The organism is Flavilitoribacter nigricans DSM 23189 = NBRC 102662 (genome assembly GCF_002646595.1).
Taxonomy (GTDB): domain Bacteria; phylum Bacteroidota; class Bacteroidia; order Chitinophagales; family Saprospiraceae; genus Flavilitoribacter; species Flavilitoribacter nigricans.
In genome coordinates this window covers 201,375-216,385 of the sequence record NZ_PDUD01000023.1, presented here as the reverse complement: position 1 = coordinate 216,385, position 15,011 = coordinate 201,375, and the positions used below count along the sequence as shown (strand labels likewise).

The window sequence follows — 15,011 nt, the reverse complement described above, 5'->3', positions numbered from 1 at the left end:
TGCCCTGCGCTAAAAATAAGGTCGCAAAGGAGTTTATGATACAGCAGTTGACACCAACCATAATTTTGGGCGTAATCATCGCTTATTTTTTGCTGTTGATAGGTATATCCTATCTCACCGGCAAGAATGCGGATAATGATCAGTTTTTCCTCGCCGGCAGAAAATCCAATTGGTTGGTGGTGGCCTTCGGTATGATCGGAGCCTCTTTATCCGGAGTGACCTTTATCTCCGTTCCGGGTACGGTCGGAGCCGGCGGTGCCAATCAGGCCTTCTCCTACATGCAGGTCGTTTTTGGTTATCTGCTCGGATACGCAGTGATCGCTCTGGTACTCATGCCTTTATACTACCGGATGCAGCTCACTTCCATCTATACTTACCTGGAAGAGCGACTCGGGCTCAGCGCCTACAAGACCGGTGCGGCCTATTTCCTACTTTCCCGTATTCTGGGTGCTTCCTTCCGTTTATATCTGGTGGCTATTGTATTGCAGAACTTCGTGCTGGGGCCGATGGGAATCCCCTTCTGGGCAACGGTAGCCGCCACAATCCTGCTCATCTGGGTCTATACTTTCCGCGGTGGCATCAACACCATCATCTGGACGGATACCCTGCAAACGCTGAGTATGTTGGTAGCAGTGGTGATTACCATCTTTTCCATCGGCAGTGCGCTGGAAACGGATATCGGCGGTATGATCGATTACGTTCAGAACAGCGAGTACTCCCAAATCTTTTTCTTCGAAGGCGGTTGGAGTGATCCGAATAACTTCTTTAAGCAGTTTATCGGTGGTGCCCTGATCACGATTGTCATGACGGGCCTGGACCAGGATATGATGCAAAAGAACCTGAGTTGCCCGACGATCCGGGATGCCCAGAAGAATATGTTTACGTTCAGCGCGGTGCTGGTCTTTGCGAACTTTTTGTTCCTCAGTCTGGGCGCGCTCTTATATATCTACGCCGCTAATGTAGGCCTTTCTATTCCGGCTCAATCCGACGAATTATACCCGATGATCGCTCTGCAACACCTCTCACCGATGGTCGGTATCGTATTCATCATCGGGCTGATCGCAGCGGCCTATTCCAGCGCGGACTCCGCCCTGACGGCGCTTACGACTTCTTTTTGCGTCGATTTTCTCGACTTTGAAAAATCGGATGTCAGTGAGGAAGAGAAGAAGAAAACCCGTTTCCGGGTACACATCGGTTTTTCCGTTTTACTGTTCATTGTGATCCTGATCTTTAATCTGATCAACGATCGCGCGGTGATCAGTCAACTGCTCAAAGTAGCCGGTTATACCTACGGACCACTGCTCGGCCTGTTCGCTTTCGGCATGCTGACGGACCTGAAAGTCAACAATCGCTGGGTGATCCCCATCTGTATCGCAGCGCCGATCCTCACCTATTTGCTGGATCTGTTTTCCGCTTCCATTTTCTACGGTTTCCAGTTCGGTTACCTGAACCTGGCGGTCAATGGACTGCTGACTTTTGTCGGCCTGCTTACCATTTCGTACCACGTTCCCAAAACGGAAGAAGACTAAGGAAAGGCCTTAGTCCGGCCCGGCGGTTTCTTTTGTTCCTTTCCGGCCGAATGCCTTAATTTTCGCAAAACTTCTTTTATATTGACTCCCCGGACTGCTTTCGTCCGGATCGCCATGTCTTAAATAATTAGTCCAATAACATTGATCAGATCAGGTAAAGCTTCGGCCGTTCCGTGACTGCGATCGTTCGTTATTGGCAACCATTTTTGTAATCCGGCTCTGGCATTTGAGCCGATCATTTTCAGGACCGTATCGACAAAACTACTGCCTCCCGGCACCCTAACACCAGATCATCATGTACCAGCATTTCCAAGTATCCATCGACGAGTATATCGCCCGGGTGAACATCAACCGCCCGGAAAAAGCCAATGCCTTACACCGGGAAGCCTGGGAAGAACTGCAGACGGTCTTCGAAGCGCTCGATCAGGACGATGAGGTACGGGTGATCGTGCTCTCGGGCGAGGGCAAGCACTTTTGTGCCGGAATGGACCTGGAGGTCCTGATGAACATCCAGCAATTTCAGACTATCGATTGTGAGGGACGAAAGCGGGAAAAACTACGGCAATTCATCCTCCGCCTGCAGGCGATGGTCAGTGCGCTGGAAGCCTGTCGCAAACCGGTGCTGGCGGCCGTCAGCGGTGCCTGTGTGGGCGGAGGCCTGGACATCATCGCGGCCTGTGATATGCGCTACTGCTCGGAAGACGCCTATTTTTCCATTAAGGAGATCGATCTGGGTATGGTAGCGGACCTGGGCAGTCTGCAGCGGCTACCGCGCATCATCGGTCCCGGAATGACCGCCGAACTGGCCTATACGGGTCGAAACGTGTCCGGCCGGGAAGCAGCACAGATCGGGCTGGTCAACCAGTGTTACAGCGACCGGGAAGCACTGGAAGCCGGCGTGCTGGAAATAGCCCGGTCGATCGCCCAGAAATCGCCTCTATCCGTCCGCGGGATCAAGGAAGTCATGCTGTACGCCCGGGATCATTCGGTAGCCGATTCGCTCCAGCAGATCAGCATCTGGAATGCCGCCATGTTCCTGTCCAAAGACCTGGAGGAAGCATTCCTGGCGGCCCAGAGCCGGCGCCCTCCGAAATTCCAATGAGCAGTTAGGGGCCGCAAATTGACATTACAATTCCCGAAAAATTCCTACCTTGGCGGCGCCAAAAAGTGAAGTATAGCTTCAAATACGGGCTCTTCACAGGTATAACCTACTGATTATTAACCCCCAAGGTATACTAATCCCAAATCTCCTCCAAAAACAGAAACAACCGAAAACATGTCAAATATTCACGCAGCAATAACCGGGGTACATGCCTATGTGCCAGATTATGTGTTGACCAATAAGGAACTGGAAACCATGGTGGATACCAACGACGAGTGGATCACCACCCGCACCGGTATCAAGGAGCGCCGTATTCTGAAAGGAGAAGGACAGGGAACTTCCGTTCTGGGCATCGAATCCGTAAAGGGACTGCTGGAGAAAACCAATACCGACCCGGCCGAGATCGAATTAGTGATCTGCGCGACCGTAACCGCCGATATGCCTTTCCCGGACACGGCCAACCTCATCGCCAGCGCGACCGGGATGAAAAATGCCTTTTGCTACGATATCAATGCGGCTTGCTCGGGATTTTTGTACGCACTGACTACCGGATCGATGTTCATCAGTTCCGGCCAGTATAAAAAGGTGATCGTAATCGGCGCCGACAAGATGTCTTCCATCATCGATTATACCGACCGTACTACCTGCGTGATCTTCGGTGACGGCGGCGGTGCGGTGCTGCTGGAGCCCAACGATGAGGGTTACGGCGTGCTGGACTCCCTGCACAAAAGCGACGGCAGCGGATCGGAATTCCTGCATCTCAAGGCCGGCGGTTCGCGTTATCCGGCCACGGTGGATACCATTGCGGCCCGCGAGCACTTTGTATTTCAGAACGGCCGCCCGGTATTTAAGGCCGCCGTTTCGGGCATGAGCGACGTGGTGACCCGCGTGATGGCCCGCAACGGTCTGACAACGGATGACGTAAAATGGCTCATTCCGCACCAGGCCAATAAGCGGATTATCGAGACCGTGGCCAAGATGGCCGATTTCCCCATGGAAAAGGTGATCGTCAACATCCAGCGCTACGGAAATACGACGGCCGGCACCCTTCCGCTTTGCATGTGGGAATACGAAAAAGAATTCAATAAAGGAGATAATATAATACTGACCGCATTTGGCGGCGGTTTTACCTGGGGAGCGATCTATCTGAAATGGGCTTATTGATCGCAATTTTTTTATCTTTGCGTGGTTTTTCTAAAAATGAAGCCAAAAAAGGTTTGTCAACCATAGATTAGATTCAAAAAATTGTTTTCTGCAATGGCAAGTACTTCAGATATTCGCAACGGCATGTGCATCGAAATGAACAATGATACCTTTATCGTTGTGGAATTTCAGCACGTAAAACCAGGAAAAGGAGCTGCATTTGTTCGCACCAAATTGAAAAGTCTGACCACCGGACGTGTACTGGATCATACCATTCCGGCCGGCCACAAAGTAGACGATGTGCGGGTAGAACGCCGCAAATTCCAGTTTCTGTACAGTGATGAAGATGTAGACGGTAAGAAGTATCATTTCATGAACTCCGAGACGTATGAGCAGACCTTCCTACGGGAGGCCATGATCGAAAACCCCGGATTGCTGAAAGAAGGAACGGAGGTTGATATTCTTTACCACGCGGTGAACGAAACGGCGCTGACGCTGGAAATGCCTCAGTATATCATTTTGGAAGTCACCTACGCCGAACCCGGTGTTAAAGGAGATACTGCAACCAATACTTTAAAACCGGCAACCGTAGAAACCGGAGCGGAGGTGAGAGTGCCACTTTTCATCAATGTTGGTGATAAGGTAAAAGTGGATACCAAAACGGGAGCTTACATGGAACGTGTAAAACAATAAAACATGACCTTTAAGGAAATACAGGATCTATTAAAGCTGATCAGCAAGCTGGAATTGGCTGAATTCAAACTGAAAGAGGATGAATTCGAACTGGTCGTGCGGACCAAAGAATATTACAAAGGCAGAGGAAAAGGGAATATCGTAAGTACTGCGGCTCCCCTCCTGCCCGTCTCTACGGTTCCGCCTTCTTTTGCCCAACCGCAAGCGGCACCGGCTCCCGCACCGGCTCCGAAAGCAGAATCGGCCGCACCGGCTAAATCAGAGTCGGAAGAAAGCGACGAAAGCGCTAATTACTTACCGATCAAGTCCCCGATGGTGGGTACCTTCTACCGTTCTTCTTCTCCCGACAAAGCTGCTTATGTAAAAGTAGGCGATGTGGTGGAAGCCGGATCCGTAGTGTGTATCATCGAAGCCATGAAACTGTTCAACGAGATCGAATCGGAGATCAGCGGACGCATCGTGAAAGTAATGGTAGAAGACGCCCAGCCCGTTGAGTACGACCAGGTACTGTTCCTGGTAGATCCCAAGGGCTAATTCTTTTAACTTTGAAACTGTTGTATGTTTAATAAGATCCTGATTGCCAACCGCGGAGAGATAGCCCTGCGCATCATCCGGACCTGCCGGGAAATGGGCATTAAGACCGTGGCCGTTTATTCAACGGCCGATCGCGAAAGCCTGCACGTACGCTTTGCGGACGAAGCGGTCTGTATCGGTCCGCCTTCTTCCACCGAATCTTATCTGAGTATTCCCAAGATCATGGCCGCCGTGGAGATCACCAACGCGGACGCCGTCCACCCGGGCTACGGGTTCCTGGCGGAAAACGCTGATTTTGCGGAAGTGTGTGCCGAATACGGCATCAAGTTCATCGGACCGACACCGGAACAGATCCGGAAGATGGGGGATAAGATCACCGCGAAAGAAACCATGATCAAGGCCGGCGTACCGGTAGTACCGGGGTCAGAAGGCCTGGTGAAGGACGTCAAGCACGGATTGAAGATCGCCGAGGAGATCGGTTATCCGGTGATCATCAAGGCAACGGCCGGCGGTGGCGGTAAAGGGATGCGCGTGATCTGGAAAGCGGAGAATTTCGAAGACCAGTGGAACAAAGCCCGCCAGGAAGCCAAAGCTTCTTTCGGCAATGACGGGATCTATATTGAGAAATTCGTCGAAGAACCACGCCATATTGAATTTCAGATCGTCGGCGACCAGAAGGGCAAGGTAGTCCACCTGTCGGAAAGGGACTGCTCCATTCAGCGTCGCCACCAGAAACTGGTAGAAGAATGCCCCTCTCCCTTTATGACGGACGAGCTGCGTAAAGCCATGGGCGATGCGGCCGTGCGCGCGGGTGAGGCAATTAATTACGAAGGTGTGGGTACCATCGAATTCCTGGTGGACAAATACCGCAACTTCTACTTCATGGAAATGAATACCCGGATCCAGGTAGAACACCCGGTTACGGAAGAAGTGATCGACCACGATCTGATCAAGGAACAGATCAAGATCGCAGCCGGCGAGCGGATCACCGGAGGGAACTACTACCCGACCGGCCACGCCATCGAGTGCCGGATCAATGCGGAAGATCCCTTCAATGATTTCCGTCCCAGCCCGGGTCAGATCCAGTCTTTCCACAGTTCCAAAGGGCACGGGGTACGCGTGGATACGCACGTATACGCCGGCTATAAGATCCCGCCTTATTACGACAGTATGATCGCCAAGCTGATCTGCCGGGCGCGTACGCGGGAGGAATGCATTACGAAGATGGAACGGGCACTGGATGAATTCATCATTGAGGGCGTGAAGACCACCGTACCTTTCCACTCCCGTCTGATGAAGGATGAGAACTTCCGGAAAGGGGATTTCCATACCGGATTCCTCAACGATTTCGATCTGTCGGAAGATCCTTCCTGATCCGATCAGCACCTGAGTTAAACAAAACAGACTACCAGGTGTACTTGGTAGTAACGAACGCTTTAATCCGAAGGCGCGAAGACACAAAACAGGTTTTGCAGGGGAACAACTGGGTTCTCCGATCAAAGCTGCTTTGTGACTTCGCGCCTTTGCGGTAAATAATAAACTGCAAGATGAACAGTTTCTGGAGGTTGATGAAGTACCTGGGGAAATACCGGGGACTGGTACTCGGCAATATCGTCAGCAACATACTGACGGCGGTATTCACCGTGGTGGCCATTCCGCTGCTGGCTCCTTTTCTCAACCTGCTTTTCAGTGAGGATGATTCCAGGCTGTTGCGCGAGATGCCCCCCGACAGCGGCGGCATCTCCTACGCCAACGACTGGCTGAACTACCAGTTGAGTCAGCTCATCATCCAGCTGGGCAAGGAACAGGCCCTACTCTACGTGATCGGGGCCATCATCGGCGCATTTTTTCTCAAAAACCTCTTTCGCTATCTCGCCCTGTTCTTTATGGCACCGGTGCGCAACGGCGTGGTCCGCGATCTGCGCAAGCAGTTGTTCAACAAAGTACTGGACCTGCCGCTGGCCTATTTCTCCGAAGAACGCAAAGGCGATACCATTTCCCGGGTCTCCTCCGATGTCCAGGAAGTGGAAGGTAGTATCCTGAACGTACTGGAAGCGGTGTTCCGCGAGCCCCTGATCATTGCGGGTTCACTGGGTTACATGGTGTACGTGAGCCCGAACCTGACCGTTTTTGTATTTGGCCTGATCCTCTTTACGGCCTTTATTATCGGCGGGATCGGCCGCACTCTGAAACGCTCTTCCTCTATTGTACAGGAAAAGCTGGGGAACATCGTGGCCATTTTGGAGGAAGCACTCGGCGGACTGCGTATTATCAAGGGATTTAACGCGGAGGACTACCAGCGCCGTAAGTTCTCGCGCGAGAATAACGGCTACCGGATCACGCTCACCCGCCTGTTGTGGCGGAGGGATCTCTCCTCTCCCCTATCCGAATTTCTCGGAATTTCTGTAGTGGCCATCCTGCTGTGGTACGGCTCCCGCCTGGTATTTTCGGGCAATATGGACGCGGAGGTATTCCTGACTTTCATTTTCGCATTCTACAATGTGATCGACCCGGCCAAATCCTTTTCCAAAGCCTACTATCACATCCAAAAGGGGATCGGAGCCATGGAACGCATCGAATTGATCCTCGATGCGCCCAATGCCATTCAGGAAAAACCCGATGCGCTGCCCATCGAAGACTTTCAGTCCGAGATCGTCTACCGGGATGTCCGGTTCAGCTACCGCGATGAAGAAGGACCGGTGCTGCGCGATATCGACCTCCATATTCCCAAGGGAAAGGTCATTGCGCTGGTGGGTCCGTCGGGTGCCGGTAAGTCAACGATCGTCGATCTCCTGCCCCGATTTTACGACGTCAGCGGCGGTCAGATCCTCATCGACGGTAAGGATATCCGGGACTACAAGCTGCGGGATCTTCGCTCCCTCATGGGTATCGTCTCCCAGGAAGCGATCCTCTTTAATGACACCATTTACAACAATATCGTTTTCGGATTGAACGACGTTCGGCCCGAGCAGGTAGAACGGGCGGCCCGGATCGCGAATGCGCACGACTTCATCACGGCCACCGAACACGGCTATGAGACCAATATCGGCGACCGGGGGAACAAACTCAGCGGAGGCCAGCGCCAGCGCCTGACCATCGCCCGGGCCATTCTGAAAAATCCGCCTATCCTCATTCTGGACGAAGCGACCTCGGCCCTGGATTCCGAATCGGAGCAGCTGGTGCAGTCTGCACTGGTGGAACTGATGAAAAACCGGACCTCGATCGTGATCGCGCACCGCCTGTCCACCATTCAGCACGCCGATGAGATCGTGGTAATGAAAGCCGGGAAGATCATCGAACGGGGCGATCACCGCCATCTGCTGGAACAACAGGGCGAGTACCGGAAGCTGGTAGCATTGCAGGCGTTTTAAGAACGGCTTCCTCCTGCCGATACCAAAGCACATAGTTTCACTCCATTTTCCTTCCAGGTAAACAATTCACCTGCGTTTCCAACTCGCCGATCTCCAAGCGCAGAATAAACTGCGGTAGTGGACAGAGATAGTGAACATTTCCCTCCATCTCCTGTTAGCAAAAAGAAATGTATACAGCATAGTAGACTATAATCAAACTTAAAGCTAAAGTAAGGCTTATGGACAAGGAGCGTTTTTTGCAGTCGGGGCTTCTGGAGCAGTATGTTCTGGGGCTTACAACTGAAGAGGAGAATGAGGAAGTAGAGCGCTACGCCCACGCATTCCCGGAAATACAATCTGAGATAGATCTTTTACGCAATGCCGTACGGCAATATGCCGAAGAGCAGATTGCCACCCCAAAAATAAATCATCACCCTTATCTGAGTGCTTCCCCCACCGCCCAGGAGGACGAAGAAGATTTCTTTACGGAAAAGTCCGCTCCGGCGATGAGCCAGTGGATCATGGCAATTTTTCTGGTCCTGTTCGCCGCTTTCGGCTTTTATTACTTCTCCCAGGCCCAGCGGTCCCAGGAAAGACTCTCCCAGCTCAACAAAAATTTTATCGCTTTTAAAAACGATTGTCAGAAGGAACAGGAATCTTTACAAGAACTCCAACAACAAGTAGCCTTTTACGAAAACAACCTTACCAGCCCCCTCCAACTGGAAGGAACCAGCCTGGCGCCCGACTCCGAAGTGCGGGTATTCTGGAACGAACAGGAGCAACTGGCCGTGGTACAGGTGTTCTCGCTACCGGATCATCCGGTAAGTAAACAGTACCAGATCTGGGCCGATATCGCCGGTACAATGGTGAATCTGGGCATGATCGATGCGCACAATACCGAGCCGCAGATCATTCGCTGTCTGCCTAAAGCCAGCAGCCTCAACATTACCCTCGAACCAGTTGGCGGCAGCAAAGTCCCCCATGTGGATCAACTGTACGCCAATGTGAGTCTGCCCTGAACGGAATGAACCGGATCCGTACAATTACCCCTTGCAACAGATTGCCCGTAATGCCTTCCTACCGGTCTGCTGAAAAATTATTTTAAATTTTTTTTCGAAAAAAACGGGGCATTATTTCCCGCAAACCCAGCCTTTTCGGGAGTAAAACACATTATTTATTTTTTTAAAGTACTTACCCGCTAAAAATTCACCTGCATTTTTTGGATAAGCGATGTTTTTTTTTCATTTTAGCACTGCCCTCATGAACTATCGCTCCTATTTTATTTTTTAACATCACTAATCTGTCATGCTATGTTGATACTTACAATTGTAGCCGGGGCATTTGTCTTCGGCGGGGGCCTGATCTTGATGTCCAACTTGACGGCCAACAACAACCGGAGCTAAAATAAGCTCAGCTTTAAGCAACCAAGTTGCTATCCTACTTATCTCCAATCCCACAAGAACGTAGCACCACTCATTCCCTATAAAGCACCCCAATCAGACTACACCAATTAGATACCCGAGTTTCTACAGCTATATTCTAAAACCATGATCACCGCAAGGTGATTTTGCAGTAATTCTACCCGGAAGGCCTTTTTTTGGCAGGGTAATTGCATAGGTATGTATAGGCATACAGCTTTCCACGGATTGCCGTATGTGACAAGCTTTTATGTGGTTACTATAAATACCGGATAATATGATATTACTGAAACTTGCTATTCTGGCCCTGGTGGTTGGAGGTGGCCTGATATGGGCTGCCAAGAATCTATCGAGGGAGGAATGAAACCTGAGTTAAGGCGAGGGAAAAAGTGTATAAGTCAAAAAGTGTGAACCGACGTCCGTAGTCCGGGCCTCAGATCTCCACACTGGTGAACTTATACACTTTTGAACTCGTTAGTCCAGTTTCAGCACATCCAGAAACGCCCGTTGGGGCACCTCTACTTTACCGAACTGACGCATTTTCTTCTTACCGGCTTTCTGCTTTTCCAGCAGTTTCCGCTTCCGGCTGATGTCACCACCGTAACACTTGGCAGTAACGTCCTTACGCAGGGCGGAAATGGTCTCACGGGCAATAATCTTGGCGCCGATGGCGGCCTGGATCGCGATGGCAAACTGCTGACGCGGCAACAGTTCCTTGAGACGTTTACAGATCTTACGGCCAAAGGCTTCCGCTTTCTCCCGGTGTACCAGGGCCGACAGGGCATCGACGTTCTCACCGTTCAGTTTTATATCCAGTTTTACCAAATCCGATTTGCGGTAGTCGTCCATCTGATAATCAAAGGAGGCATAACCCCGCGAAATGGATTTCAGGCGATCGTAGAAGTCGAAAACGATCTCCGCCAGCGGCAGGTCAAACTGTAGTTCAACCCGGGTGGTGGTCAGATAGATCTGCTTGATCAGAATACCCCGTTTTTCCATGCACAGGTTCATGATCGCACCGATGTATTCCGGTTTGGTGATGATCTGGGCGTTGATATAGGGTTCTTCCACATAGTCCATGACGGTCGGATCGGGTAGATCCGCCGGGTTGCGAACGTTTAGTTTATCGCCCTTCTTGGTATACGCGATGTAGGATACGTTCGGTACCGTGGTGATCACGTCCTGGTTGAATTCCCGGGACAGGCGTTCCTGAATGATCTCCAGGTGCAGCATCCCCAGGAAACCGCAACGGAAGCCGAAACCAAGAGCCGCCGAGGTTTCCGGTTCGAAGATCAGGGAGGCGTCGTTCAGTTGCAGTTTTTCCAGACTGTCCCGCAGGTCTTCAAAATCGTCATTATCCAGCGGGAAGATACCGGCGAAAACCATGGGTTTTACATCCTCAAATCCCTGAATAGCTTTATCACAACGCCGCTCTTCGTGGGTGATCGTATCCCCTACTTTAATCTCTTTGGATACCTTGATCCCCGTGATGACGTAGCCTACATTCCCCGCTTCCAGCGTTTTGGTGGGAATATTTTCCAGCTGCATTACCCCAATCTCATCGGCCGCGTAGACATTCCCGGTATTGACGAAACGGATCTCTTCGCCCTTCTTCAGGCGACCGTTCATCACCCGTACGTAGGCAATCACGCCCCGGAAGGGGTTAAAGATAGAGTCAAATACCAGGGCCTGAAGCGGTGCTTCGGGATCGCCGGAAGGTGCCGGAATGCGATCAACGATCGCTGCCAGGATATTTTCTACTCCCAGTCCGGTTTTTCCACTGGCCAGAATAATATCTTCTTTGGGGCAACCGATCAGATCGATCACCTGGTCGGAAACTTCTTCGATAATAGCGGTATCCATGTCCACCTTATTCAGCACCGGAATGATCTCCAGATCGTGCTCAATAGCCAGGTAAAGATTGGAGATCGTCTGGGCCTGAATGCCCTGCGTAGCGTCTACCAGTAGAAGTGCGCCTTCACAGGCGGCAATAGAACGGGATACTTCGTATGAAAAGTCAACGTGGCCCGGAGTGTCAATGAGGTTGAAGGTATATTCTACTCCATCCGTATGCTGGTACTTCATTTGGATCGCGTGGCTCTTGATGGTGATACCCCGCTCCCGCTCCAGGTCCATGCTGTCTAAGGTCTGCTCTTTCAGATCGCGATCGGATACGGATTTTGTCGTTTCCAACAGGCGGTCGGAAAGCGTACTTTTCCCGTGATCGATATGTGCGATAACACAAAAATTTCGGATATGCTTCATGGGCGCAAAGATATGCTTTTTTCTACATTTAGTACTCGGCGATCGCCGGTTCCCCAATTATATTTTTTGGGCGATTTTAAATCGTAAAATTTAGCCGGGCGACCGCCTTTCCGGCAGTGCCCAGACCGGCTTTATCTCCATCCTTCATTACCAATTACAACTCCGAATCCGGACGAATGTTTCGCGCTTTCCGCAAATAGTCGATATGCATACGGTAGTAGCCTGAGAGCGTGCTCAAAATGCCCGGTGAAGATGGCCATAAGCACAAAACACTTATCTGAAAATCAGACCATTACCAATCAAAAATCCAAGCAGCACACCTAGTCGACTGCTCTGATATCCCCCCCGTCTCCAACTCACCCCCTCACCAAGTCACCAAGTCTCCCCCTCTCCAACTCACCCTTTCACCAACCCTCCCCTCACCCAAACTCCACAAAGCCATTGTCCGAAAATGAACACTCCCAGTCCGGCAGTGTACAGTCTCGCCGCAAAATCACAGCCCATCCAAGTCATAACAAATTGATTTACAATCACTAAACAAACATGGCATAATGCTTGATCCCTATCCGACAAAACCGCCTCATTATGCTCTTCCATTACAGCAAAATACTCCTGCGAACCCTGTGGCGAAATAAGACCTATACCGCCCTCAACCTGCTTGGCCTCACCGTTGGTATGATCGCTTTTTTGCTCATCATGCTGTACGTGCAGTACGAAATCAGTTTTGACCAGCATAACGCTCAAAAGGACCGGATCTACCGCGTGATCAAAAGAGAAGTGGGAAATGCCTACTTCGGCACGGATTATTTTGCCGTAACTCCGGCGCCCCTGGCCCCGACCCTGCAGGAGGAATTCCCGGAAGTGGAAGCGGCGACCCGGATCTTCAAAAAAAGGGAAGTGTTACTGAGTTCCGACCGCTTCTCTGCCCTGGAACCCGCAGTTTACGGTCTGGCCCCCGAAACTTTTGACATTTTCACCTTCACCGCTAAGGCGGGAGATCTGGCGTCCTTTCGGAGCGGCAACAGTGCAGCCGTCCTATCCGCATCCTACGCCCGTAAATATTTCGGCGATGCCGATCCGATCGGACAAACGCTCCGTTACAAGGGCGACCACGCATTTACCGTGGTGGGTGTGATCGAGGATATGCCCGCTAACGCCCATTTTCGGATGGACGTGATGGTGGATTTTACAACTTTGGCCAAACTGGAAAACCGTAGCCTGGGAAACTGGCAAAGCAGTTCATTTTTCACCTATTTCCTGCTGGATGATCGTGCCGACCCCGATAAACTGGCCGCAAAACTACCGGAACTGATCGGCAAATACATCAGCCCAAATGAGGAGGAGAGCAGCACCCAGTTTCACCTGCAACCTCTGCTCGATATCCACCTGCATTCCACCGCAAATTTTGATATCGGCCCCACCTCAGACAGCCAAAATCTCTATATCTACGCCCTGATCGCATTCCTCATTCTGCTCATCGCGTGTATCAATTACATCAATCTCAGCACGGCAAGGTCCTTCCGCCGGGCCCGGGAAGTCGGTATTCGAAAAACCGTCGGCGCTCATAAAAGTCATCTGATCCTACAGTTTCTTGGCGAATCATTTGCCCTTAGTCTGGGTGCCCTGGTCATTGCCTACGCGGCCGTTTCCTATCTGCTACCCGGATTTTCCCGGTTTGTGGGCAGTGAATTGTCCCTGGCACCGTGGAAAGATCCCTGGCTGTTGCCCGCACTGACCGCTATCTTCGGTGCGGTCGGCCTGCTTTCCGGCGCCTATCCCGCCCTGGTACTTTCTTCTTTCAATCCCGTTAGTGCGCTCAAGGGTAAACTGACCGGCAACCGGAGATCAGCGCTGAGAAACGTGCTGGTTGTCACCCAATTCGCCGTCTCGGCCGGCCTGGTCATCAGCACCCTGATCATCACCCGGCAATTGAAATTCATCCAGGAAAAGGACATGGGCTACCAGCGGGATCAGATCATGGTCATTAACCTGCCGGATCCGGCTCTGATGGACGATCTGCCCGTACTGAAAGCCGAACTGGCCAAAATACCTGAAGTGCGGATGGTCTCTTCGGCCAGCTCGATGCCCAACAGCATCAATTCCAATTCCGGAGCCCAGTGGCCGGGAAAACCCAATGATGTCGACATCATGCTCTACGGTGGTTACGTAGATTACGATTACACCAAGCTGTTCGAACTGGAGCTGGTCGCAGGCCGGCATTTTTCCCGGGAATACGGGGACGAAAGCAAATCGGTACTGCTCAATGAAAGTGCCGCCCGGGCGCTCGGCTGGGAAGAACCGCTGGGCAAAAACCTGATCAGCTGGAGCGGCGATACGGCTACGGTGGTGGGAATACTCAAAGACTTCCACCAACACTCCCTGCATTTGAGTATCGCCCCCTTACAGCTATTTTTTAAGGACGAAGAATACCAGCTGGCGGTCAAGGTCAGTGGCAGTCAGCTTGAGGAAACCATCGGGGCGATCGAATCGACCTATAAGCAGTTTTCCAGGGATTACCCGTTCGACTATCGTCTTTTCGATGAGGTCTTTGCGGCCGCTTATACCAATGACCAGAAAACGGCAACCATGGCGAACTGGTTTACCCTGTTGATCATCCTGATCGCCTGCCTGGGTCTCTACGGCCTGTCGGCTTTCACCACCGAGATGCGGATCAAGGAAGTGGGCATCCGAAAAGTGTTGGGGGCATCGGTCTCCTCGCTGATCATTTTGCTTTCCCGGCAGTATCTTTCGCTGGTATTACTTTCCTTTGTGATTGCCATCCCGCTGGCTTACTGGGTCATGTCCGAATGGCTGAATAATTTTGTTTACCACATTTCGATCGGGGCCACCATTTTCCTCTGGACCTTCTTCGCGATGATCGCCATTACTCTGCTGACGGTTGGTTATAAGACCTTTATGGCCGCCATTCGCAGACCGGTAGATGCGATAAGCACCGAATAGCCAAGGTAAAACGAGC

Annotated in this window: 10 protein-coding genes; 9 read left to right on the top strand and 1 reads right to left on the bottom strand. The window is 51.5% G+C overall.

What is annotated here, in order from left to right:
• Positions 1–35 precede the first annotated feature (35 nt).
• The 8 genes from CRP01_RS18800 to CRP01_RS18765 all read left to right on the top strand — a co-directional run bounded on the left by CRP01_RS18800 (position 36) and on the right by CRP01_RS18765 (position 9,370).
• Positions 36–1,529 (top strand): sodium:solute symporter, encoded by a 1,494-nt coding sequence (locus CRP01_RS18800; protein ID WP_222845771.1) that lies wholly within the window; start codon positions 36–38, stop codon positions 1,527–1,529.
• A 295-nt stretch (positions 1,530–1,824) separates the two neighbouring features.
• A complete protein-coding gene (locus tag CRP01_RS18795) occupies positions 1,825–2,631 on the top strand; it encodes a crotonase/enoyl-CoA hydratase family protein (RefSeq protein ID WP_099151628.1) in 807 nt (268 codons plus the stop codon).
• Between the two features lie 174 nt (positions 2,632–2,805).
• Positions 2,806–3,795, top strand: a complete 990-nt coding sequence (locus CRP01_RS18790; RefSeq protein ID WP_099151627.1) for a beta-ketoacyl-ACP synthase III — start codon at positions 2,806–2,808, stop codon at positions 3,793–3,795.
• A 93-nt stretch (positions 3,796–3,888) separates the two neighbouring features.
• Positions 3,889–4,467 (top strand): elongation factor P, encoded by a 579-nt coding sequence (efp, locus tag CRP01_RS18785; RefSeq protein ID WP_099151626.1) that lies wholly within the window; start codon positions 3,889–3,891, stop codon positions 4,465–4,467.
• Between the two features lie 3 nt (positions 4,468–4,470).
• Complete coding sequence (gene accB / locus CRP01_RS18780; RefSeq protein WP_099151625.1) at positions 4,471–5,001, top strand: acetyl-CoA carboxylase biotin carboxyl carrier protein; 531 nt, start codon at positions 4,471–4,473, stop codon at positions 4,999–5,001.
• A 24-nt stretch (positions 5,002–5,025) separates the two neighbouring features.
• Positions 5,026–6,375 carry an acetyl-CoA carboxylase biotin carboxylase subunit gene (accC, locus tag CRP01_RS18775; protein WP_099151624.1) on the top strand — a complete coding sequence of 450 codons (1,350 nt, stop codon included), beginning with the start codon at positions 5,026–5,028 and terminating at the stop codon, positions 6,373–6,375.
• Positions 6,376–6,548: 173 nt separating this feature from the next.
• Complete coding sequence (locus tag CRP01_RS18770) at positions 6,549–8,372, top strand: ABC transporter ATP-binding protein (protein WP_099151623.1); 1,824 nt, start codon at positions 6,549–6,551, stop codon at positions 8,370–8,372.
• Between the two features lie 218 nt (positions 8,373–8,590).
• The gene (locus tag CRP01_RS18765; protein ID WP_099151622.1) at positions 8,591–9,370 is read left to right on the top strand and encodes an anti-sigma factor; all 780 of its coding nucleotides are present in this window, start codon (positions 8,591–8,593) and stop codon (positions 9,368–9,370) included.
• 873 nt (positions 9,371–10,243) lie between these two features.
• On the opposite strand, the gene lepA is transcribed toward CRP01_RS18765, so the two are convergent.
• A complete protein-coding gene (lepA, locus tag CRP01_RS18760; protein WP_099151621.1) occupies positions 10,244–12,034 on the bottom strand; it encodes a translation elongation factor 4 in 1,791 nt (596 codons plus the stop codon).
• Positions 12,035–12,619: 585 nt separating this feature from the next.
• On the opposite strand from lepA, the gene CRP01_RS18755 reads away from it, so the two are divergent.
• Positions 12,620–14,995 (top strand): ABC transporter permease, encoded by a 2,376-nt coding sequence (locus tag CRP01_RS18755; RefSeq protein WP_099151620.1) that lies wholly within the window; start codon positions 12,620–12,622, stop codon positions 14,993–14,995.
• Positions 14,996–15,011: the final 16 nt, after the last annotated feature.